This is a genomic window from Streptococcus sp. M143 (genome assembly GCF_000162495.1).
Taxonomy (GTDB): Bacteria; Bacillota; Bacilli; order Lactobacillales; family Streptococcaceae; genus Streptococcus; species Streptococcus dentisani.
Map to the genome: position 1 here is coordinate 435,584 of NZ_GG730097.1, position 22,508 is coordinate 458,091.

Annotated in this window: 18 protein-coding genes; 11 read left to right on the forward strand and 7 right to left on the reverse strand. The window is 39.1% G+C overall.

The window, feature by feature from the left end:
• The first annotated feature begins 52 nt into the window (after positions 1 to 52).
• From HMPREF0850_RS08770 to HMPREF0850_RS08790, 5 genes are all read left to right on the forward strand, one after another.
• Positions 53 to 514, forward strand: a complete 462-nt coding sequence (locus HMPREF0850_RS08770; protein ID WP_000049668.1) for a MarR family winged helix-turn-helix transcriptional regulator — start codon at positions 53 to 55, stop codon at positions 512 to 514.
• Complete coding sequence (locus HMPREF0850_RS08775; RefSeq protein WP_001138496.1) at positions 507 to 926, forward strand: EVE domain-containing protein; 420 nt, start codon at positions 507 to 509, stop codon at positions 924 to 926. Before HMPREF0850_RS08770 ends, HMPREF0850_RS08775 begins: the two co-directional genes overlap by 8 nt.
• A gap of 106 nt (positions 927 to 1,032) precedes the next feature.
• Positions 1,033 to 4,308 carry an ATP-dependent nuclease subunit B gene (gene rexB, locus HMPREF0850_RS08780; protein ID WP_000772316.1) on the forward strand — a complete coding sequence of 1,092 codons (3,276 nt, stop codon included), beginning with the start codon at positions 1,033 to 1,035 and terminating at the stop codon, positions 4,306 to 4,308.
• Complete coding sequence (addA, locus tag HMPREF0850_RS08785; RefSeq protein WP_000802717.1) at positions 4,305 to 7,958, forward strand: helicase-exonuclease AddAB subunit AddA; 3,654 nt, start codon at positions 4,305 to 4,307, stop codon at positions 7,956 to 7,958. The genes rexB and addA overlap by 4 nt, the downstream gene beginning before the upstream one ends.
• A gap of 17 nt (positions 7,959 to 7,975) precedes the next feature.
• Entirely contained in the window at positions 7,976 to 9,154 is a 1,179-nt protein-coding gene (locus HMPREF0850_RS08790; RefSeq protein WP_000174786.1) for a hypothetical protein, read from the forward strand.
• 33 nt (positions 9,155 to 9,187) lie between these two features.
• Here HMPREF0850_RS08790 and HMPREF0850_RS08795 read toward each other — a convergent pair whose 3' ends face one another.
• Both HMPREF0850_RS08795 and mazE read right to left on the reverse strand, forming a co-directional pair.
• Positions 9,188 to 9,544: a type II toxin-antitoxin system PemK/MazF family toxin gene (locus HMPREF0850_RS08795; protein WP_000560804.1), complete on the reverse strand. Its 357-nt coding sequence runs from the start codon at positions 9,542 to 9,544 to the stop codon at positions 9,188 to 9,190.
• On the reverse strand, positions 9,528 to 9,743 hold the full coding sequence (gene mazE / locus HMPREF0850_RS08800; RefSeq protein ID WP_001098942.1) for a type II toxin-antitoxin system PemI/MazE family antitoxin: 216 nt from the start codon (positions 9,741 to 9,743) through the stop codon (positions 9,528 to 9,530). The genes HMPREF0850_RS08795 and mazE overlap by 17 nt, the downstream gene beginning before the upstream one ends.
• A gap of 209 nt (positions 9,744 to 9,952) precedes the next feature.
• Here mazE and ylqF point away from each other — a divergent pair, with 209 nt between their 5' ends.
• The 5 genes from ylqF (at position 9,953) to HMPREF0850_RS12595 (ending at position 16,199) form a co-directional block, all read left to right on the forward strand.
• A complete protein-coding gene (ylqF, locus tag HMPREF0850_RS08805) occupies positions 9,953 to 10,804 on the forward strand; it encodes a ribosome biogenesis GTPase YlqF (RefSeq protein WP_000201290.1) in 852 nt (283 codons plus the stop codon).
• Entirely contained in the window at positions 10,791 to 11,570 is a 780-nt protein-coding gene (locus HMPREF0850_RS08810) for a ribonuclease HII (protein ID WP_000207527.1), read from the forward strand. The genes ylqF and HMPREF0850_RS08810 overlap by 14 nt, the downstream gene beginning before the upstream one ends.
• A gap of 12 nt (positions 11,571 to 11,582) precedes the next feature.
• Complete coding sequence (locus HMPREF0850_RS08815; protein ID WP_000392574.1) at positions 11,583 to 13,133, forward strand: ClC family H(+)/Cl(-) exchange transporter; 1,551 nt, start codon at positions 11,583 to 11,585, stop codon at positions 13,131 to 13,133.
• A gap of 791 nt (positions 13,134 to 13,924) precedes the next feature.
• Positions 13,925 to 15,469, forward strand: a complete 1,545-nt coding sequence (gene dgt, locus HMPREF0850_RS08820; protein ID WP_000163956.1) for a dGTP triphosphohydrolase — start codon at positions 13,925 to 13,927, stop codon at positions 15,467 to 15,469.
• Positions 15,470 to 15,473: 4 nt separating this feature from the next.
• Positions 15,474 to 16,199: a hypothetical protein gene (locus HMPREF0850_RS12595; RefSeq protein ID WP_000182539.1), complete on the forward strand. Its 726-nt coding sequence runs from the start codon at positions 15,474 to 15,476 to the stop codon at positions 16,197 to 16,199.
• Positions 16,200 to 16,243: 44 nt separating this feature from the next.
• On the opposite strand, the gene HMPREF0850_RS08830 is transcribed toward HMPREF0850_RS12595, so the two are convergent.
• The gene (locus HMPREF0850_RS08830; RefSeq protein WP_009013985.1) at positions 16,244 to 16,519 is read right to left on the reverse strand and encodes an ISL3 family transposase; all 276 of its coding nucleotides are present in this window, start codon (positions 16,517 to 16,519) and stop codon (positions 16,244 to 16,246) included.
• A gap of 175 nt (positions 16,520 to 16,694) precedes the next feature.
• On the opposite strand from HMPREF0850_RS08830, the gene xerS reads away from it, so the two are divergent.
• Entirely contained in the window at positions 16,695 to 17,765 is a 1,071-nt protein-coding gene (gene xerS, locus HMPREF0850_RS08835; protein WP_000817861.1) for a tyrosine recombinase XerS, read from the forward strand.
• A gap of 77 nt (positions 17,766 to 17,842) precedes the next feature.
• Here the strand turns inward: xerS and HMPREF0850_RS08840 are convergent, their stop codons facing one another.
• The 4 genes from HMPREF0850_RS08840 to HMPREF0850_RS08855 all read right to left on the reverse strand — a co-directional run bounded on the left by HMPREF0850_RS08840 (position 17,843) and on the right by HMPREF0850_RS08855 (position 22,426).
• A complete protein-coding gene (locus HMPREF0850_RS08840; RefSeq protein WP_000890072.1) occupies positions 17,843 to 18,484 on the reverse strand; it encodes a hypothetical protein in 642 nt (213 codons plus the stop codon).
• Between the two features lie 103 nt (positions 18,485 to 18,587).
• The gene (locus tag HMPREF0850_RS08845; RefSeq protein ID WP_000873976.1) at positions 18,588 to 19,577 is read right to left on the reverse strand and encodes a lipoate--protein ligase; all 990 of its coding nucleotides are present in this window, start codon (positions 19,575 to 19,577) and stop codon (positions 18,588 to 18,590) included.
• Between the two features lie 58 nt (positions 19,578 to 19,635).
• Positions 19,636 to 21,339, reverse strand: coding sequence for a dihydrolipoyl dehydrogenase (gene lpdA, locus HMPREF0850_RS08850; protein ID WP_001162884.1), 1,704 nt, complete (start codon positions 21,337 to 21,339; stop codon positions 19,636 to 19,638).
• Positions 21,340 to 21,382: 43 nt separating this feature from the next.
• Positions 21,383 to 22,426: a dihydrolipoamide acetyltransferase gene (locus tag HMPREF0850_RS08855; protein ID WP_000752730.1), complete on the reverse strand. Its 1,044-nt coding sequence runs from the start codon at positions 22,424 to 22,426 to the stop codon at positions 21,383 to 21,385.
• Positions 22,427 to 22,508 lie beyond the last annotated feature (82 nt).

Genomic DNA, 22,508 nt, shown 5'->3' on the forward strand with positions numbered 1-22,508 from the left:
AAACAAAATAAATTCTTATATAATATGTATACTTAATATTTTAGGAGAAAAAATGTCAAAGTATCACTTTAATTCAATTTACAAAAATGATGAAACAGAGTCTACAGGTCTTCTGTTCATCAAAGTCTACAACAAGTGGGAAAGCAATTTAAAAAGAGTCTTGAAATCAGTTGGTCTCACTTTGCCTCAATTTATCGTTTTAACCTCGCTCTTGTTTCTGAGCAATAGAGAGGAATATGTAACGCAAGTTGATATCGCTCGGTTCACCGGTATGGATGTCATGACGGTTTCCCAGATTGTTAGGCTACTGGAGAATAAGGACTACATTAGACGTGATCAACACCCAAAGGATAGTCGGGCAAAACTGGTCTCAGTGACGAAGTCTGGCACGGAGAAGGTCAATCAAGCTTTACCTTTAGTAGAAGGGATTGATGAAGAATTTTTTGAAAAACTATCTAACAATAGAGAAGTTTTTAATCGCATGTTAATAGAGTTGGAGGATAAAAATGCCTAGATATTGGGTCGGAGTTGTTTCAAAGAACCATGTTTTAAGAGGAGTTGAAGGGAATTTTTGCCAGGTCTGTCATGGAAAGGGTGGCCCCTTAAACCGTATGAAAAAAGGCGACTACCTTTTATACTATAGTCCAAAATACGATATGAACGGTCAAGATAAGTTACAGGCTTTTGTGGCCGTAGGTAAAATTATAGACGACAAGGCCTATCAAGTAGAGCAATTTGAAGGATTCTTTCCCTTTAGACGAAATGTCGAGTATTATCAGCCAGTCAAAGATTGTTCCATAGAAGTAGCCAGACAACATCCTGAATGGAAAGACTATACTTCTCGCCTCCGCTATGGGCATTTTGAAATTTCCAAAGACTTTTTCCTCCATATCTTTCAGCATATGAAAGTGGATGATGAAGCATGATTGATTTGCTAATTAAATGATTGTCAACTAGAATTTTGGATTTGGACTGTGAAGCGAACTTTGCTATAATAGAGTAAGAAACTTTGATAAACCAAACGAGGCTGAGATGAAATTACTGTATACTGATATTCGGACTTCTTTGACAGAAATCTTGACCAGAGAGGCAGAAGAGCTAGTTGCTGCAGGCAAGCGGGTCTTCTATATTGCCCCCAACTCTCTTTCATTTGAAAAGGAACGCGCCGTGCTGGAATGCTTGTCCCAGCAGGCTTCTTTTGCGATTACCGTTACGCGTTTCGCTCAGATGGCTCGTTACCTGGTTTTAAATGATTTGCCAGCTAAGACGAGTCTAGATGACATCGGGCTTGGGATGGCTTTTTATAAATGCCTTGCCGAACTCGATCCCAAGGACTTGCGTGTTTATGGTGCGATTAAGCAGGATCCTCAATTTATCCAGCAGTTGGTTGAACTTTATCATGAGATGACGACTGCTCAGATGAACTTTTTAGACTTGGAAAGTTTGACTGATGAGGATAAACGAGCAGACTTACTCTTGGTTTTTGAGAAAGTGACTGCTTATCTCAATCAAAGCCAGTTGGCTCAGGGAAGTCAGTTATCCCATTTGATTGAGGCTATTGAGAATGATAAGGTAAGTAGTGATTTCAGCCAGATTGCCTTGGTTATTGATGGATTTACCCGTTTTTCTGCCGAGGAAGAGCGTGTAGTGGATCTACTTCATCGAAAAGGTGTCGAGATTGTTATTGGGGCTTATGCAAGCAAGAAGGCTTATACCAGTCCGTTCTCTGAAGGGAATCTCTACCAAGCCAGTGTGGAATTTCTTCATCATTTGGGGGCAAAATACCAAACACCTGCTCAGGATCGTTCTCAGACCCATGTGAAAATAGATAGTTTTGACAAGGCCTCTCGTTTGCTGGAGTCTTCTTATGATTTTTCAGAACTCGCTTTAGATGTCTATGAGAAGGACCGTGAAAATCTGCAAATCTGGTCTTGCTTGACGCAAAAAGAGGAGTTGGAGCTGGTAGCCCGTAGCATTCGTCAGAAATTACATGACAATCCAGATCTGAGTTACAAGAATTTCCGTATTCTGCTTGGAGATGTGGCTTCTTACCAGTTGTCTCTTAAGACCATTTTTGACCAGTACCAGATTCCTTTTTATCTTGGTAGAAGTGAAGCCATGACCCACCACCCTTTGACTCAGTTTGTGGAGTCTATTTTGCGTTTGAAACGCTACCGTTTCCGTCAGGAGGATTTGATTAATCTCCTCAGAACTGGTCTGTATACTGACCTTAGCCAGGCAGATATTGATGCTTTTGAGCAATATCTCCGCTATCTTGGCATCAATGGCTTGCCAGCTTTTCAGCAGACCTTCACCAAATCCCACCACGGAAAATTCGATTTGGAACGTTTGAACGCTATTCGTCTGCGCGTTTTGGCGCCACTTGAAACCTTATTTGCTAGTCGGAAGCAAAAGACTGAAAATCTCTTGCAAAAGTGGAATAGCTTTCTAAAAGAAGGATCGGTGACCAAGCAACTGCAAGAGTTGACAGCTACTATGGAAGCTCTTGAACAGGAAAGACAAGCCGAAGTTTGGAAAACCTTCTGCCATGTTTTAGAACAATTTGCGACGGTTTTTGCTGGTTCACAAGTTAGTCTAGAGGATTTCCTATCCTTGCTCCATTCTGGAATGAGTTTGTCCCAGTATCGCACCATTCCAGCGACAGTGAACACCGTTCTGGTGCAGAGTTACGATCTAATTTCACCTCTGACAGCTGACTTTGTCTACGCCATCGGGCTGACTCAGGATCATTTACCAAAAATCGCGCAAAACACCAGTCTTTTGACAGACGAAGAAAGACAAAGTTTAAACCAAGCAACTGAGGAGGGAGCGCAATTACTGATTGCAAGTAGTGAAAACCTCAAGAAAAATCGCTATACCATGCTTTCCTTGGTCAATGCTGCTCGTAAGCAGTTGGTGTTATCCGCTCCAAGTCTCCTCAATGAAAATGAGAGCAAGGAATCAGCTTATCTTCAGGAACTGGTGAGTTTTGGCTTTAATCGGACAGAGAAGAAGATTCATCACAAAGGTATGTCTAAGGAAGATATGGGATCATATCATAGTCTCTTGTCTAGCCTTGTTGCCTATCATCAGCAAGCTGCTTCTAGTGAAAATGAACAAGATGTGACCTTTGTCAAGGTTCTAGCGCGTGTCATGGGGAAAAAACTTGATCAGAAAGGTCTTACAAATCCTGCACTCCCAACTAGCCCAAGCAGCAAGCCATTAGAAAAAGAGACCTTGCAGGCTCTCTATCCCGCTGACAAGGAGTTTTACCTGTCTACGTCTGGTTTGACGGAGTTTTACCGCAATGAATACAGTTATTTCCTCCGTTATGTCTTAGGTTTGCAGGAAGAATTGCGCCTGCGTCCAGATGCTCGTAGTCATGGGAATTTCTTGCATCGTATTTTTGAACGTGCCTTGAAACTCCCTGCTGAAAATCCATTTGACCAGCGTTTGGAACAAGCCATTAAGGAAACCAGCCAAGAACGCGAATTTGAAGCTATTTATCAAGAAAGTTTGGAAGCCCAATTTACCAAGGAAGTTTTACTTGATGTGGCTCGGACTACTGGCCACATCCTTCGTCATAATCCAGCCATTGAAACCATTCAAGAGGAAGCAACATTTGGCGGCAAAGATCAGGCCTTTATTCAATTGGATAATGGTCGGAGTGTCCATGTGCGAGGCAAGGTTGACCGTATTGACCGCCTGAAAGCTGATGGAGCGATAGGAGTGGTAGACTACAAGTCTAGTCTGACCCAGTTCCAGTTTCCTCATTTCTTCAATGGACTTAATTCCCAGTTGCCTACCTATCTTGCTGCCCTTAAAAAGGAAGGGGAACAGAACTTTTTCGGAGCCATGTACTTGGAAATGGCTGAGCCTGTCCAATCTTTATTAGCTGTTAAGAGTTTGGCTGGAGCAGTAGCTGAAGCCAGCAAGTCAATGAAATACCAGGGGCTCTTTTTAGAAAAAGAAAGCAGTCATTTGGGCGAATTTTACAACAAAAACAAGGCCAACCAGTTGACAGATGAGGAGTTCCAGCTCTTACTAGACTATAATGCCCATCTTTACAAGAAGGCAGCTGAGAAGATTTTAGAAGGGCAGTTCGCCATTAATCCCTATACCGAAAATGGCAGAAGTATTGCCCCGTACGTTCAGCAACATCAAGCCATTACAGGTTTTGAAGCCAATTACCACTTGGGACAAGCCCGTTTCCTAGAGAAGTTGGACTTAGCTGACGGCAAGCGTCTGGTCGGAGAAAAACTCAAGCAAGCTTGGTTTGAGAAAATGAGAGAGGAGTTGAATAGATGAAGCCCATTTCCTTTTTAACTGAGGAAGAGATTCAAAAACTGCAAGAAGCAGAAGCGCATTCGAGCAAGGTACAAAAGAAAACTGCCGAGCAAATCGAAGCCATTTATACGGCGGGGCAAAATATCCTAGTTTCAGCTTCAGCTGGTTCAGGTAAAACCTTTGTTATGGCCGAGCGCATTCTTGACCAATTAGCGCGTGGTGTGGAAATTCGCCAACTCTTTATCTCGACCTTTACTGTTAAGGCTGCGACCGAACTCAAAGAACGTTTGGAGAAAAAAATCAGCCAACAAATCCAAGAAAGTAGCGATGTTGATCTCAAACAACACTTGGGGCGTCAGTTGGCAGACCTGCCAAACGCTGCCATCGGAACCATGGACTCCTTCACGCAAAAATTCCTTGGCAAGCATGGTTATCTGATTGATATCGCACCAAATTTTCGTATTCTACAAAATGAAAGTGAACAGTTAATCTTAAAAAACGAAGTTTTTCATCAGGTTTTTGAAGAGCATTACCAAGGTGAGAATAAAGAGAAATTTAGCCGTTTGGTGAAAAACTTTGCTGGACGTGGCAAGGATGAACGAGGTCTACGCCAGCAAGTCTACAAAATCTATGATTTTCTCCAATCCACCAGCAGTCCCCAAAAATGGCTGAACGAGTCTTTCCTCAAAGGGTTTGAGGAAGCTGACTTTGCAAATGAAAAAGAGAAACTAACTGAGCAAATCAAGCAGGCGCTTTGGGACTTGGAAAGTTTCTTCCGTTATCATCTGGATAACGATGCCAAGGAGTTTCCCAAAGTTGCCTATTTAGAAGCTGTTCAACAGGTTCTGGATGAAATTAGCTCCTTAAATCAAGAGTCCGATAGTCAGGCTTATCAAGCAGTGCTTGCTCGTGTTGTCGCCATCTCGAAGGAGAAAAATGGTCGAGCTCTGGCTAACTCCAGTCGTAAGGCCGATTTAAAACCACTAGCTGATGCCTATAACGATAAGAGAAAGGCGCAGTTTGCTAAACTAGGACAACTAGCAGACCAGATAACGGTTCTCGACTACCAAGAACATTATCATGAAGACACATGGAATCTAGCTAAAACCTTCCAAACCTTTATGAGCGATTTTGTAGAGGCTTATCGAGAACGTAAACGCCAGGAAAATGCTTTTGAATTCGCTGATATCAGTCATTACACCATTGAGATTTTAGAGAATTTCCCACAAGTCTGCGAGGCTTATCAGGAACGATTCCACGAAGTCATGGTCGATGAGTATCAGGATACCAACCACATTCAAGAGAGGATGTTGGAATTGCTGTCGAATGGTCACAATCGCTTTATGGTGGGGGATATCAAGCAGTCCATCTACCGTTTCCGTCAGGCAGATCCACAGATTTTTAATGAAAAATTTCAACGTTATGCGCAAAATCCTCAAGAAGGCAAGCTAATCCTCCTCAAGGAAAATTTCCGTAGTAGTTCAGAAGTTCTGTCAGCAACCAATGATGTTTTTGCGCGCCTTATGGACCAAGAGGTCGGCGAAATCAACTATGACAGCATGCACCAGCTTGTTTTTGCCAATACCAAACTAACGCCCAATCCATGCAACAAGACAGAATTTCTCCTCTACGATAAGGGCGATAGTGGGCAAGAGAAAGAAGAAAGTGATGAAGACACGAAACTCACTGGGGAAATGCGCCTGGTCATCAAGGAAATCTTGAAGCTTCATCAGGAAAAAGGTGTGGCATTTAAGGAAATTGCCCTTTTAACTTCCAGTCGCAGTCGAAATGACCAGATTCTACTTGCCCTGTCAGAGTACGGAATTCCAGTTAAAACCGACGGTGAGCAAAACAATTACCTCCAATCCCTAGAAGTACAAGTTATGTTGGATACGCTTCGTGTCATCCACAATCCTCTGCAAGACTATGCTCTTGTTGCGCTGATGAAGTCTCCTATGTTTGGTTTTGATGAGGACGAGTTAGCACGCTTGTCCCTTCAGAAAGCAGAGGACAAAGTCCAAGAAAATCTCTATGAGAAACTGGTCAATGCTCAAAAACAGGATACCGTTGAAAAAGACTTGATTCACACAGAACTAGCTGAGAAACTAAATCAGTTCATGGATATTTTGGATTCTTGGCGCTTGTATGCTAAAACCCACTCTCTCTATGACTTGATTTGGAAAATTTACAACGACCGTTTTTATTACGATTATGTTGGTGCTTTGCCAAATGGGCTTGCTAGACAGGCCAATCTTTATGCCCTAGCTCTGCGAGCTGATCAGTTTGAAAAGAGTAATTTCAAGGGCTTGTCGCGTTTTATACGTATGATTGACCAAGTCCTAGAAGCTCAGCATGACCTTGCAAGCGTCGCTGTCGCACCACCCAAGGATGCTGTTGAACTCATGACCATTCACAAGAGCAAAGGATTGGAGTTTCCTTATGTCTTTATCCTCAACATGGATCAGGACTTCAACAAGCAAGATTCGATGTCAGACGTCATTCTCAGTCGTCAAAATGGGCTTGGTGTCAAATACATTGCCAAGGTAGAAACAGGAGCAGTGGAAGCACACTATCCTAAAACCATCAAACTCTCCATTCCTAGCTTAACTTATACGCAGAATGAGAAAGAACTGCAATTGGCTAGCTATTCAGAGCAGATGCGTTTGCTGTATGTTGCCATGACGAGGGCGGAGAGAAAACTTTATCTTGTTGGCAAGGGTTCTCGTGAAAAGCTGGAAGCAAAGGAATACCCGGCAGCAAATAACGGAAAATTAGATAGCAATACCAGACTGCAAGCAAGAAATTTCCAAGATTGGATCTGGGCTATCAGTAAAGTATTTACCAAGGACAATCTCAACTTTAGCTATCGTTTTGTTGGTGAAGACCAGTTGACTAGAGAAGCTATCGGAGAATTGGAAAACAAGAGCCCTCTACAAGATAGTTCTCAAGCAGACAACCGCCAGTCAGAAACCATCAAAGAAGCTTTGGAAATGCTGAAAGAGGTAGAAGTTTATAATACTCTTCACCGCGCAGCCATTGAGCTTCCTAGTGTCCAAACTCCAAGTCAGATCAAGAAATTCTACGAACCGGTTATGGATATGGAAGGGGTAGAAATTGCTGGTCAAAGTCAATCACCAGAGAAGAAAATCAGCTTTGATTTACCAGATTTTTCAACCAAAGAAAAGGTAACTGGAGCAGAAATTGGTAGTGGCACTCATGAACTTATGCAGAGAATTGACCTCAGTCAGCAACCAACACTTGCTAGCCTGACAGAAATACTCAAACAGGTTCAGACTAGTCCAGCTGTTAGGGAAAAGATCAACCTTTCTAAAATCCTAGCTTTCTTTGACACACCACTTGGTCAGGAGATTCTCGCTAATACCGACCATCTCTACCGCGAGCAACCTTTCTCCATGCTCAAAAAAGATCAAAAGAGTCAGGAAGACTTCGTTGTTCGTGGGATCTTGGACGGATATCTGCTTTATGAGAATCGTATCGTTCTTTTCGACTACAAAACAGACCGTTATGATGAACCAAGTCAACTCATAGACCGCTATCGTGGTCAGTTAGCCTTATACGGAGAAGCATTATCACGAGCCTATTCGATTGAAAATATTGAAAAATACTTGATCTTACTCGGCAAAGACGAGGTTCAAGTTGTAAAAGTATAACCTAGAAAGGAGACCTCATGACACTTCCAGTTAGAAAATCCCTGCACGATGCGGTTTTACAGGCTTCAAAAGCCGATACTTGGGAACAAGCTACCAAGGAATGGAATGAAGTTTCCTTGATTTTTAATGGCATTGGCCGTAGCAATTGTGTCTGCGGTAATGCTATAAAATACGCCTACGAACTCTTTAACAATGTCACTGGTCAACGTCTCTTTCCTATCGGAAGCGACTGTGTTCGTCATTTTCATCGACTGACTTTAGAGCAGCAACTCGAAGAGGAAGATAAGCTTCTCAGAAAACTTGAAAATCTGACTAGAAAGGCTCAGAAAAAGGAAAAAATCAAGGTCAATAAAAGCGATTTTGACGAACGACTTTTAAAATGGTTTTGGGAAAAAGGTGTTTTCAAAGCCAATCGTGGCAATCAATTTGCACCTGAGAAAGATTATCAGCTCTTCCTAGAGGTCTTTCAGGGCGGAAGTTGGACCAAGGCAGATCCAAAGAAGAAGGCTCGTATGGAAGAAGTGCTGGAAAAGTGTATCAAACCTTTTCTACTTGGTAAGACCGATGACCAACTCTACCTTGTCAAACTAGGCAAGGAGAAAATCGACTACGAGCAGCATTTACGGATTCAGGCAGAGAAGGAACGCAAGAAAAGAGATAAAATCGCCAAGCAATACGCTGACAATCTCATTCTTGCCATGGGGCCGGCAGAACGTGCCTACCAAGATTATTTTGGCTTTACAGAAACCTTGACCCTAGAAGAACGAAAGTGGGAAAAAATCCTCTTTGGAAAAAATAGAGACGAACGGGCTATCAAGGCTAAACAAAACCAGAAGGAGCTGGAAAAGGATCAGCGAATTGCAAATCAAGATCCTATTGAACGAAAGCAGAAGCAGACTTGGCTTCTTAATTCTTATTTTCGGGATTTACCTGATGAAAAAGCTAGATTTTCTCGACTCCTATTAGAATATCGAAAAAGGGGAGAAATACCCTTTTCAGATGATTACTTATCTGAGCATCTCATCGATTTTTTCTACAAGATGAAAGCCTTTGAGTTTGAAATTGCACCAGAACAAGTCCGCGATTTTCTAAAAGAATGCCTTCAGGCAGAACATCTATCATCTGCACAAGAAAGCTGGATTAGAGGAATTCTTCTCAATTGCCTTCACCCGTTCTTAAATAGGTTACTTATATAGAAAAAATCCTACCTTGTCTATGCATGGTAGGATTTAAGTATCACCAAATATGTACTGGTAAAGTTGGACGACTTTCTGAAAACATTGTGTGTCCATTCTTGTTATTTTTTGAGCATTACGAATCCGAAAATCAAATGTATATAGTTGAAATGGATTGACAGCGCCATCTACCTTATCCGACGAGACAGGAACGAATAAGCCTTTTTCTGCCAAACGTTGTTGGCCATGAGTGATGGGACAGACAGCCACAAAACCAGTTTGCAAGGCATATTCTCTCCTAGACACAACCAAGGCAGGGCGCCGTTTCTGAATCTCCCGACCAATTGATGGATCAAAGTCCAGCCAAATGATATCCTGCTTTTCAGGAATATACTCAGATTTCGCTATCAAGTGACCTTACCCCTTCAAAATCGTTTGTCATTCTCAAATCAGTAATCCCATCAAAAGGATCTTTCAGTTTTGGAGCTAAGACAATGACTCCGTCAATCCCTTTGTAGACAACCATTTCTTGACCTTCTGTCATACCTAAATTTTTAGGAATGGTCACAGTGAGAGAATTTCCCACCTTCCGAGTCTTTACTGTATTCATCACTCTACCTCCACGAAATCGTATATACAAAGTATATACCAAACGGAAAATAAAGTCAAGCAAACGTTTAATTACATAAATTAAGTTATGTGCTATAGTATGATTTTATTTTAGTCAAAGCCTGTGCAAAAGCACCTAATTTATGATAGAATAGATGGTGAGAAAGAAAACGTTTTATTACGTTTTTTTAGTCGGAAGGGGAAAATATTATGGCTACTATTCAATGGTTTCCGGGCCACATGTCTAAGGCTCGGCGACAGGTTCAGGAGAATTTAAAATTTGTTGATTTTGTGACAATTTTGGTGGATGCGCGTCTACCTTTATCTAGTCAAAATCCTATGTTAAATAAAATTGTTGGTGATAAACCAAAACTCTTGATTTTGAACAAGGCAGACCTGGCTGATCCAGCAATGACCAAAGAATGGCGTCAGTACTTTGAATCACAGGGAATTCAAACACTGGCTATCAATTCCAAAGAGCAAGTGACTGTAAAAGTTGTGACAGATGCAGCGAAAAAACTCATGGCTGACAAGATTGCTCGTCAGAAAGAACGTGGTATTCAAATTGAAACCTTGCGTACCATGATTATCGGAATTCCAAATGCTGGCAAATCAACCCTGATGAACCGTTTGGCTGGAAAAAAGATTGCGGTGATCGGCAATAAACCAGGTGTTACCAAGGGGCAACAATGGCTCAAAACTAATAAAGACCTTGAAATCTTAGACACACCAGGGATTCTCTGGCCTAAGTTTGAGGATGATGCTGTCGCACTCAAACTAGCCCTAACAGGAGCCATTAAAGACCAGTTGCTTCCTATGGATGAAGTGACCATTTTTGGTCTCAATTATTTCAAAGAACATTATCCTGATAAGCTAGCTGAACGTTTTAAACAAATGAAAATTGAAGAAGAAGCTCCTGTTATCATCATGGATATGACACGTGCCCTCGGTTTCCGAGATGACTACGACCGCTTTTACAGTCTCTTCGTGAAGGAAGTCCGTGATGGAAAACTCGGTAACTACACCTTAGATACATTGGACGACATCGATGACGACGATTAAAGAAATCAGAGAACTTCTTGCTACTGTCAAAGACTTAGACAATCCTCTTTTTCTGGAATTCGAAAAAGATACTCGCTCTGGAGTTCAAAAGGAAATCAACAAGCGTAAAAAAGCCATTCAGGCAGAACTGGATGAGGATCATCGTTTGGAATCCATGCTGTCCTATGAAAAAGAACTTTACAAGCAAGGAATGACCTTTATAGCAGGTGTTGACGAGGTCGGCCGTGGTCCTCTTGCTGGTCCTGTAGTCGCTGCAGCCGTTATTTTACCTAAAAATTGTAAGATTAAAGGTCTCAACGATAGCAAGAAAATTCCTAAAAAGAAACATCTTGAAATTTTCCAAGCTGTTCAAGACCAAGCCTTGGCAATCGGTGTCGGTATTATGGATAATCAAATCATTGACCAAGTCAATATCTATGAAGCGACCAAACTGGCCATGAAAGAAGCAATCTCTCAACTCAGCCCCCAACCTGAGCACCTCTTGATTGATGCCATGCAGCTTGATTTACCAATTTCACAAACAGCAATTATCAAAGGAGATGCTAACTCCCTCTCTATCGCAGCTGCATCTATAGTGGCCAAGGTGACACGGGATAATATTATGAAGGACTATGACAACCAATATCCTGGATATGATTTCGCTGCCAATGCTGGATATGGAACTGCTAAACACTTAGAAGGTCTCGAAAAACTAGGAGTTACTCCCATTCATCGAACCAGTTTTGAACCTGTCAAAACACTGGTTTCAACTAAGAAAGATAAGTAAGAGGAAATGATTATGGAGGAACAGTCAGAAACACTCAGTTCCAAGAAAGAATTCGCCTTTGCCTCAAGTACCATATTATCCCAAGTTGGACGAGGAATCATTGTTGGTCTCGTTGTCGGGCTAATCGTCGGATCCTTTCGTTTCTTAATCGAAAAGGGCTTCCATCTGATACAAGGACTCTATCAAGATCAAGCGCACCTAGTGCGCAATCTTTTTTTCATTGGTCTATTTTATGTAATAGTTTGCTGGCTCAGTGCGAAACTAACTCGGTCAGAAAAAGATATCAAGGGTTCAGGAATTCCTCAAGTCGAAGCAGAATTAAAAGGGCTCATGACTCTTAACTGGTGGAGTGTTCTCTGGAAAAAATATATTCTAGGGATTCTTGCTATTGCCAGTGGCCTTATGCTGGGACGAGAAGGGCCAAGTATTCAACTTGGAGCAGTTGGTGGTAAAGGCATTGCTAAGTGGCTAAAATCCAGTCCAGTTGAAGAACGCTCCTTGATTGCCAGTGGTGCTGCAGCAGGATTAGCAGCTGCCTTTAATGCACCGATTGCAGGCCTCCTCTTTGTTGTAGAAGAAGTCTATCACCATTTTTCCCGCTTTTTCTGGGTCTCAACTCTAGCAGCCAGTCTCGTAGCAAACTTTGTCTCACTACTCATATTTGGCCTAACACCCGTACTGGATATGCCAGACAACATTCCTCTCATGACTCTAGACCAGTATTGGATTTACCTAGTTATGGGAGTTTTTCTCGGGCTCTCTGGTTTTCTCTATGAAAAAGCTGTACTCAATGTTGGTCGAATTTATGATTGGCTTGGTCAAAAAATCCATTTGGATAGAGCTTATTATCCAATCCTAGCCTTTATCCTTATCATACCAGTCGGGATTTTCTTGCCACAAATCCTTGGTGGTGGAAATCAGGTCGTTCTTTCTTTGACTGAGCAAGATTTTAGTTTTCAGGTTTTATTAGCTTACTTTTTGATTCGATTTGTTTGGAGCATGATTAGCTATGGAAGTGGCCTCCCAGGAGGAATTTTCCTTCCCATTCTGGCGCTTGGTTCCTTACTTGGTGCCCTAGTTGGTGTCATTTGTGTCAATCTCGGGCTTGTCAGTCAGGAGCAATTCCCTATATTTGTCATTTTAGGAATGAGTGGCTACTTTGGAGCAATATCCAAGGCTCCCTTAACTGCTATGATACTCGTAACCGAGATGGTAGGGGACATTCGCAATCTCATGCCACTTGGATTGGTAACCCTAGTTGCCTATATCATCATGGATTTACTTAAAGGTGCGCCAGTCTATGAGGCCATGCTAGAAAAAATGCTGCCAGAAGAAGCGACAGATGAAGGAGAAGTCACCCTCATAGAAATCCCTGTGTCTGACAAAATCGCTGGAAAACAGGTTCATGAGCTCAACTTGCCACATAACGTACTCATCACCACCCAAGTCCATAATGGCAAAAGTCAAACCGTTAACGGCTCAACTAGAATGTATCTGGGTGATATGATTCACCTAGTGATTCCAAAAAGTGAAATTGGGAAAGTAAAAGATTTGTTGCTGTAGGATAATGTGTTTACATAAATTTTATTACGTATATTTAAAAATAAGGAAAAAAATTTTATGGTTAAATAGCAAATCATCAGCATAAAAGATAAAATTAAGCTAAATTTCAAGTTCAAGTTATCCAGAAAGAAAAAATTATCTAGGTGACTTGTAGTCCAAACACTTTTTAGGATTGTTGTTAATCCAATTTTCGATGTAGGCGACTTCTTTAGGAGTCGTTATAACGATTACTTTAAGTAGCTATTTGTGTGTCAATTTTTTAAAGAAGAACAGTTTTTTTGGGGAAAGAATATGCAGGTATTTCTTAAAGCGGACGTATTCCTTTCCATTATACACAGTGATGGATAGAGTCTTGCTTTGTCTGAATAATAAGGGGGGCATTGAAACGTAAAATTTTCTTTCAATTGTTAATAGAAAACTATGAACATTTATTTAATAGAAGATTTACTATATAATTTTAGGAATATTGGATAGTAAATTATATTATAGAGTTTTCATTACTTTTCATACACTCTTCATACATCTAGTATGGTATAATAAAGTATCGTATAAATTGGGAAATTTCCTATGAAGGTAATTGTTTAAACTTTAAAGAAACTTTCATTTAAATATTAAAGAGAATGAGTGAATTGTTGAGTACTACATTCAAAAGTTAGATAAAAGAATTCAATTAAATAACGTCTTCATATTTTATCAATTTACGACTAAATGCTTACCTTACTTAAGGTTGTTTATTTTTAATTCCAACTAAAATATTTAGTTAATTTTTTTATATTTGTAAAGGAGATAATATGACCAAGTTAAATTGGGAACAACTTTTTTTTGATGTTAGAATTCGTGATCTTTATAATCATAATAATAATAATAATAAATTTTCCTCAAACATTGTTGATATACAGAATGAATTTGATAGAGACTATGCTAGAATTATATATTCTTCGTCGGTTAGACGACTTCAAGATAAAACTCAAGTTTTTCCACTACAGCAAAATGATTTTATTAGAACTAGGTTAACACATTCTTTAGAAGTATCTTCACTAAGTGAATCTATGGGGTGGCAAATAGCTCACATTTTACATACAAGAAATGTAGAAGGATTTGAAGATTTAAAACAACTAAAGCGTCTCCCTTCTCTATTGAAGGTCTCAGGATTATTACATGATTTAGGAAATCCTCCTTTTGGTCATTTTGGCGAATATGTTATCAAAAATTGGTTCTCAAATTTTTTTAATGAAGATTCAAAAGAAAATAATAAACTAAACTATAGTACTTTAAAATCAGAAGAAAATATGATAACAGAAGAGCAAAAATGTGATTTTAAATACTTTGATGGTAATGCACAAGGTATTAGAATTTTATCACGATTGCAGCTTTTGAATGATGAATTTGGAGCTAATTTAACTTTAGCAACTTTAGCAACACTTATGAAGTATCCATGGTCTTCTTCAAATGTAAAGTGCAAGGGTGAAAATAAAAATATAGGGAAAGAAAAGTTTGGATATATGTATTCTGAGAAAACAATTAATCAGTTTATACTTGAAAATATGATGAATAATAAAGAAGAAGTCAGACATCCAGCAACTTTTATTTTAGAAGCAGCAGATGATATCGCATATATTATGGCTGATTTAGAAGATAGTGTAAAAAAACGTTTAATCACTTGGAATGATATTTATAGTAAAGAATTCAAAAGTGTTATAGAAAATTCAATTTCTGAGTTAGCTAAACACTTTGATAAAATTGGTAGATTTAAATATCAGGAACGTTTTGATAATTTTTCTAATACAATCAACAAGCTCAGTAAAGATATTCCTGATTATGATTTAATTTGTTCCCAAAATTTAAAATCATTTTTACAATCAATAATGATTTATGTTGTAATTGATAGATTTACTGATGAAGTTTATGACCAAATAATGTCTGGTAATTTCAAAAATGAAGCGCTCCTTAATATTGAACCACTGGAAAATATATTAAAGCATATAAAAGATTTAATTTTTAAAAAAGCTTTCTCATCAGCTGAAGTTTTGGAATTAGAATTAGTTGGCGATACGGTAATTACTAAATTATTAGATTTATTTATCCCTGCTATATTAAAAATTTCATGTAAAAATTCTACTAAAACTAAAAAAGAAGAGAAGTTAGTAAGACTTATTTCGGATAATTTCCTCTATGTTCAGTGTTTACCTAAGTTATTAAAAGATAAAGACTGGCGTATACATATTAAAGAATTAACAGACTATGAAAAAATTCAAATCGTTGTTGACTATATTTCGGGAATGACAGATTCTTATGCTGTATCTTTACATAAAAAACTTATGAACGGTAGAATGTAATATCATGACAAATAAATTGAATTCAGATATTCAAATTAATATAAAGAAAGATTTAGAGAACTTAAATATCGCTTACTTTATTGAAAAATTGAACAAAGTGAGTGAAGTAATTATTTTTGGCGGATATATTAGAGATAAATATTTGCATGTTAAAGAACAATCTAGGGATATTGATATTGTAGTAATTTTAAAAGACAAAAAAGTAAGTTTATACGATATTATAAGAGAAGAAACAAATAAAAATATTCGTATTAATGCATTTGGCGGATATAAAATATTTTTTGAAAAAATAGAGGTAGATATTTGGGAATTAAAAGATACTTGGGCATTTAAACATAACCAACAACCTGTTAGAAATCCTAAATGGCGTGAACTAACAAATACTGTTTACACAAATATGGATTCAATAGCTTTTAATTATTCTACAGGAAGTCTAGAAATCTCTTCTGTTTTTAAAATAGATAAAACTCAAAAATATACATATGTAAAACACGTATCTAAAGTCAATCCAGATAAGGAACTTATTCTTGCTAAACTTTTAGTTTACAGAAAAAAATATGAAAACTATCTCCCTGAGTTTAAATTTGATAAATCAATCCAACAAGAATATATAAATTTAAGAAAGAATAATAATTTACAAATTCTATATGATAAGCAACTTAGAAAATATAAAAAAGAATATTTTACACTTTCTGAACTCAAAAAATTAGTTGATTCATTTAAATTTTAAATTAACAGCTCTTTGTCAACTGTATGTAGCGGGTTGAATAAAAGCTAAGTTCTGGAGAGGATAATTGATGTCTTCTCCATTTTTATATTCAGAGCGATAAAAATTCGTTCCTTAAAGTTGTCAAAGTTCCTAAAACCAAAGGCATTACGCTTGGTAAGTTTGATGAGATTATTCGTTGTTTCTAATTTGGCATTGGAATAAGGTAATTGAAGGGCCTTAATAATCTTGTATTTATCCTTGAGAAAGGTTTTAAAGACAGTCTGGAAAAAAAATAGACCTGCTTTAGATAGATCCATAAATAATCGTTTTTTTCTTAACACTCAAGCGTTATCATTTTTGTCAATCATGAACTAAGAGATTCTAATTATTAGATTAGTGATTGAATCTTGCATTCCAATATATCCTCTACAACATTTTTCCGAAAAACTATAATTTTCTTGAAAAATATATGAGTCTATGCTATACTACTAGTAGACTTAATTATGGAGAAAATACATGAAACGTGAGATTTTACTGGAACGAATTGACAAACTAAAACAAATCATGCCCTGGTATGTTCTGGAATACTACCAATCAAAGCTTGCTGTTCCCTACAGTTTTACGACCTTGTACGAATACCTCAAGGAATACGATCGATTTTTCAGCTGGGTTTTGGAGTCTGGTATTTCAAATGCTGATAAAATGTCTGACATTCCTTTATCAGTCTTGGAAAATATGTCTAAGAAAGACATGGAATCCTTTATCCTATATCTACGAGAACGACCTTTGCTGAATGCTAATACAACCAAACAGGGCGTTTCACAGACAACTATCAATCGGACCTTATCGGCACTTTCTAGTCTTTATAAGTATCTAACCGAGGAAGTTGAAAACGACCAGGGAGAACCTTATTTCTATCGTAATGTAATGAAGAAAGTTTCAACTAAGAAAAAGAAAGAAACCCTTGCTTCCAGAGCTGAAAACATCAAGCAAAAACTCTTTCTAGGCGATGAAACAGAAGGTTTTCTGACTTATATCGACCAAGAGTACCCACAACAACTCTCAAATCGCGCTCTCTCGTCATTCAATAAAAATAAAGAACGTGATTTGGCCATTATCGCCCTTCTCCTAGCATCCGGTGTCCGCTTATCTGAAGCTGTTAATCTAGATCTAAGAGACCTTAATCTCAAAATGATGGTCATTGATGTCACACGTAAGGGCGGAAAACGCGATTCTGTCAATGTCGCTGCCTTTGCCAAGCCTTACCTAGAGAATTATCTAGCAATTCGAAATCAACGCTATAAGACAGAAAAGACAGATATAGCTCTCTTTTTGACACTTTACAGAGGTGTTCCCAATCGTATCGATACTTCCAGCGTTGAGAAAATGGTTGCTAAGTACTCTGAGGACTTCAAAGTCCGTGTAACTCCCCACAAACTGCGCCATACGCTAGCAACTAGACTCTATGATGCAACTAAATCGCAAGTTTTGGTTAGCCATCAGCTAGGACATGCCAGCACACAAGTCACTGACCTCTATACCCATATCGTCAATGATGAACAAAAGAATGCTTTGGATAGTTTGTAAAATACATAAAATTAATTATGTAAATTAAAGATTACTTAAAAACGAAAGACCAATTCCTATTATCTTTCGTTTTTTGTTTATTTAAACTCAATCCAGTAGTTACGATGGGGCTCGATTATTACTGGATTACCCCAAAAGGCTTTCAGATAAGCTAAATTTGCGTGGCTTACTGGTCTTTTTGCATCATTATATTGCTCAGCGCTCTCTTTAGTTAGAAAGCATTTTACTGCTTCATAAGAAGTTCCATCAGCTGATTCTCTTTCGATTCCCATATACGAAATTTCGTCACCTTTTTTAAGACTGTCAGTCAACAGTTTACCAATAAAATACACTGTCTTATCCTTCATCAGTTCATAAGCTTTACCATTTTCCAGTCGGTTATTTGCTGCAGCGTACATAATACAAAAACTATCAACAATGTCTTTCAAAGGCATTAAGTCCTCTTTCTTTACTTTGATTTCATCGGGAAGAAGACCGCCAATTATAAGATTTTGGAAATAGGCTTGCTGGATTACATTATCTAAAGCCATTCCTAAAGGTATTTGAACAGCTTGGTATCCTAAAGGCTGCAGCTCTTTATTTTTCTTATCATAATGTTCTTGTGTGATACTTATATTTAAACTTTCTGTTTGGGAAATTTCTTCATTTCTATAAAAAGCAACAACATTGCGGTCTAACTGTTCAAATAGATTAAGACTTTCTACTGGAATTTCTAACATTAATGAATAACTCCTTTTCATTTTTCCTCTCTATTATACTCTAATCAGCTTGATTATCAAGTCTAAATGTAATAAAAGAATCCATCTTAAATGGATTCTTTTATTATCCTACTACTGCTTCAGCGATTTCTTCTCGGCTAATACCAGCGAAGTAGCGTGTAATATCAATGGTTTCTAGAGTCTTAAGAACATCCTCGCGTTCGTATTTCACTCCACGAAGGACATCTTCTACTGCAGCAACATCTTCGATACCAAAGAAGTCACCATAGATCTTGATATCTTGGATTTTTGATTCAATGACGTTGGCAAAAACTTCAACCTTACCACTAGTGAATTTTGTTCCACGACGGACGTTAAATTCAGGTGATTTACCGTAGTTCCAGTTCCAAGTTCCAAACTTGGTATCCTTGATACGGTTGATTTCCGCCAATTCTTGTTCAGAAAAAACGTATTCAGTCATCTCAGGGTATTCTTTTTTCATGTATTCCAATAGCAAATCACGGAATTCTTCAACTGTGATTTTTTCTGGCAATTCATTAATAATATTGGTTACACGGGCACGGACGGATTTCACACCTTTTGACTCAAACTTGTCCTTTGAAACCTTAAGGGCATTTGCTAGGACTGACAGATCAACGTCAAAGAGCAAGCAACCGTGGTGCATGATACGCCCATTGATATAGGCTTGGGCATTGCCACAGAATTTTTTGCCATCAATCTCAAGGTCATTACGACCTGTGAACTCAGCTTTAACACCGAGTTGAGCTAAGGTATTGATTACCGGAGTTGAGAAGCTCTTGAAGTCAAAGGCCTTATTTTCATCTTCTTTTGAAATGATGGTGTAGTTGAGGTTGTTTAAATCGTGGTAAACAGCTCCACCACCACTGATACGGCGAACTACCTCAATGCCATGTTCTCGGACATAATCACGATTGATTTCTTCGATAGTGTTCTGATGACGCCCGACAATGATAGATGGTTTATTAATCCAAAGTAGGAAGATTTGGTCCTCATCCAAAAGGTGTTTAAAGGCATATTCTTCCAAGGCAATATTAAAGGCAGTGTCGTTTGAATGATTGATAATATATTTCATGATATCCCTTTATACGATAGAGACTGGAAAATACCTTTCCAGTCTAATCTATCCTCAATTATTTTTTCTTAGGTGAATGGATGGCCATTCCTAGTACATCCGCAAATGCTTCGTACATAACTTCAGAGTAGGTTGGGTGTCCGTGGATAGTCTTCAGCATTTCTTCAACAGTGATTTCCATTTCAATAATACTTGACGCTTCGTTGATCAATTCTGCAGCTGCAGGACCAATGATATGAACACCAAGGATTTCTCCGTATTTCTTATCTGCAATGACTTTTACGAAACCTTGAGCTGCATCAGAAGCAATCGCGCGACCGTTCGCTGCAAAGTTGAATTTACCGATGGCAACATCGTATTTCTCACGGGCTTGTTCTTCTGTCAAACCTACTGCTGCTACTTCAGGAAGAGTGTAGATAGCTGCAGGAGTCAAGTTCAATTTGGCGACAGCGTGATTTCCTTTAAGGGCATTTTCAGCGGCAACTTCACCCATGCGGAAAGCCGCGTGCGCCAACATCTTAGTACCGTTGATGTCACCTGGTGCGTAGATACCTGGAACAGAAGTTTCCATGTATTCATTGACCTTGATACGTCCACGATCCAATTCAAACTCAACTTCGCCAATTCCTTCAAGATCTGGTACACGACCGATTGAAAGAAGAGCTTTGCTTGCGATGATATTGTCTTTTCCTTCAACCTTGATACGAAGTTGACCATTTTCTTCGATGATTTCTTGCAGTTTTGTACCTGTCAAGATGGTCATACCTTTACGCTCAAGAATCAAGCGAAGATTCTTAGAAACTTCCGCATCCATAGCTGGAACGATACGGTCCATCATTTCGATAACAGTTACTTTTGAACCAAATGTCATGAAGGCTTGGCCGAGTTCGATACCGACAACCCCACCACCGATGATAACGAGGCTTTCTGGCACTTCGTTCATTTCAAGAATATCATCACTGGTCATCACAAGTGGAGATTCCATACCAGGAACGTTAATTTTGCTAACCTTTGAACCACCAGCAAGGATAATTTTCTTGGTTTCAAGCAATTCAGAACCATTTACCAAGACATTCTTATCTTTAGTGATGGTACCAATTCCCTTATGAACAGTAACTCCGTAGCTACGAAGAAGACCTGCAACGCCGCCAACCAAAGTATTGACAACCTTAGACTTGGTTTCAAGGAGTTTATCCATATTTACAGTGAAGTTTGGATTTTCAATGACGATACCACGATTTGCTGCATGACCGATGTTTTCGATAATTTCAGCGTTGTGAAGGTATGTCTTAGTTGGGATACAGCCACGGTTCAAGCAGGTTCCACCGAGTTCTGATTTTTCAACAAGGGCAACCTTACCACCGAGTTGAGCAGCTTTAATGGCCGCTACATATCCAGCAGGACCACCACCAATCACAACGATATCAAAGGCATCATCGCTCTTACCATCGTCGTTTGAAGCACTAACTGCAGGCGCTGGTTTTGATTCTGGCGCAGCAGCTCCAGCTGTTGGGATGTTTTCCCCTTCTTCCCCAAGGTAACCAATAACTTCCGTTACAGGGACAGTTTCACCATCTCCTTTGAGGATGGCAATCAAGTATCCATCTTCTTCGGCTTCCAATTCCATGCTGACTTTGTCAGTCATGATTTCCAAAAGGATTTCTCCTTCTTTTACAAATTCACCGACTTTTTTATTCCATTGGACGATTTGTCCTTCTGTCATATCCACGCCGGCTTTTGGCATAATTACTTCTAAGGCCATGTCTTACTTCCTTTATCTAAAACTCTAAAATAACAATAGCTACTTAAACCAACATTGAGATTGGATTCTCAATCAAGGCTTTCAAATCTTTCATAAACTTAGCACCAGCCATACCATCTACGACACGGTGGTCAATGGTTAATCCTAGGCTCATGATAGGACGAATAACAATCTCACCATTGACAACTACAGGTTTCTCAACTGTTGAACTAACCCCGAGGATTGCTGAGTTTGGTTGGTTGATGATTGGACCGAAGGACTGAACACCAAACATTCCCAAGTTACTGATTGTGAATGTTGAATTTTGCAGTTCACTTGGAGCCAATTTACCATCCAATGTACGGCCAATGACATCTTTGAAGGCAACAACCAACTCTGACAAGCTCAGCTTCTCAGCATTGTAAACAACTGGTGTCATTAGACCATTATCCATACCAACTGCCATTGCAAGGTTGACATAGTTGTGAGTTATAATAGTCTTGCCATCTTCAGTCAATGAAGCATTGATATAAGGGTGTTTCATCAGTGTCTTCACAACAGCGAGTGAAAGAAGGTCTGTAACCGTGATTTTCTTACCAGTTGCTTCCATGATTGGCTCAAGAACCTTCTTACGAAGAGCCAGCATCTCAGACATATCGACATCGTAGTTGAGTGTGAAGGTTGGCGCAGTTAGGTAGGATTCAACCATTCGTTGGGCGATAACCTTACGCATTGGTGTCATTGGAATACGCTCAATCTCTCCATAAGGAGTGATATTGTCTGGAACTTCTTCTACTTTTTCAATTTGAGCAGGAGACTTGATAGTATCGTTTTCGATATTTTCAGGAAGCAAGGCCAAAACGTCCTTCTTCATGATCTTACCACGGTGACCCGTTCCTTGGATTTCCTGCCAAGCAATGTTATGTTCGAGGGCAATTCGTTTTGCAAGTGGCGAAATGCGAACCACGTTTGTGTCTTTATAAGTTTCCACGTCTTCTTTGTGGACACGACCATTTGCACCTGAGCCAGAAACGTCGTAGAGGTTGATCCCTAGATCATTCGCTAACTTTCTAGCCGCAGGAGTCGCTCTTAGCTTGTCATCAGCCATGACCTCTCCAATTCTATTTATGATACAAAGGGCGTTTAAAAGCGACCGAAAAATAGGAAATCGATGCTGGCTTCGATGAAGC

Excerpts from the sequence above, each read along its gene's own strand:
- HMPREF0850_RS08770 (WP_000049668.1), top strand. The coding sequence starts at position 53 with ATGTCAAAGTATCACTTTAATTCAATTTACAAAAATGATGAAACAGAG.
- HMPREF0850_RS08775 (WP_001138496.1), top strand. The coding sequence starts at position 507 with ATGCCTAGATATTGGGTCGGAGTTGTTTCAAAGAACCATGTTTTAAGA.
- rexB (WP_000772316.1), top strand. The coding sequence starts at position 1,033 with ATGAAATTACTGTATACTGATATTCGGACTTCTTTGACAGAAATCTTG.
- addA (WP_000802717.1), top strand. The coding sequence starts at position 4,305 with ATGAAGCCCATTTCCTTTTTAACTGAGGAAGAGATTCAAAAACTGCAA.
- HMPREF0850_RS08790 (WP_000174786.1), top strand. The coding sequence starts at position 7,976 with ATGACACTTCCAGTTAGAAAATCCCTGCACGATGCGGTTTTACAGGCT.
- mazE (WP_001098942.1), bottom strand. The coding sequence starts at position 9,743 with ATGAATACAGTAAAGACTCGGAAGGTGGGAAATTCTCTCACTGTGACC.
- ylqF (WP_000201290.1), top strand. The coding sequence starts at position 9,953 with ATGGCTACTATTCAATGGTTTCCGGGCCACATGTCTAAGGCTCGGCGA.
- HMPREF0850_RS08810 (WP_000207527.1), top strand. The coding sequence starts at position 10,791 with ATGACGACGATTAAAGAAATCAGAGAACTTCTTGCTACTGTCAAAGAC.
- HMPREF0850_RS08815 (WP_000392574.1), top strand. The coding sequence starts at position 11,583 with ATGGAGGAACAGTCAGAAACACTCAGTTCCAAGAAAGAATTCGCCTTT.
- dgt (WP_000163956.1), top strand. The coding sequence starts at position 13,925 with ATGACCAAGTTAAATTGGGAACAACTTTTTTTTGATGTTAGAATTCGT.
- HMPREF0850_RS12595 (WP_000182539.1), top strand. The coding sequence starts at position 15,474 with ATGACAAATAAATTGAATTCAGATATTCAAATTAATATAAAGAAAGAT.
- xerS (WP_000817861.1), top strand. The coding sequence starts at position 16,695 with ATGAAACGTGAGATTTTACTGGAACGAATTGACAAACTAAAACAAATC.
- HMPREF0850_RS08840 (WP_000890072.1), bottom strand. The coding sequence starts at position 18,484 with ATGTTAGAAATTCCAGTAGAAAGTCTTAATCTATTTGAACAGTTAGAC.
- HMPREF0850_RS08845 (WP_000873976.1), bottom strand. The coding sequence starts at position 19,577 with ATGAAATATATTATCAATCATTCAAACGACACTGCCTTTAATATTGCC.
- lpdA (WP_001162884.1), bottom strand. The coding sequence starts at position 21,339 with ATGGCCTTAGAAGTAATTATGCCAAAAGCCGGCGTGGATATGACAGAA.
- HMPREF0850_RS08855 (WP_000752730.1), bottom strand. The coding sequence starts at position 22,426 with ATGGCTGATGACAAGCTAAGAGCGACTCCTGCGGCTAGAAAGTTAGCG.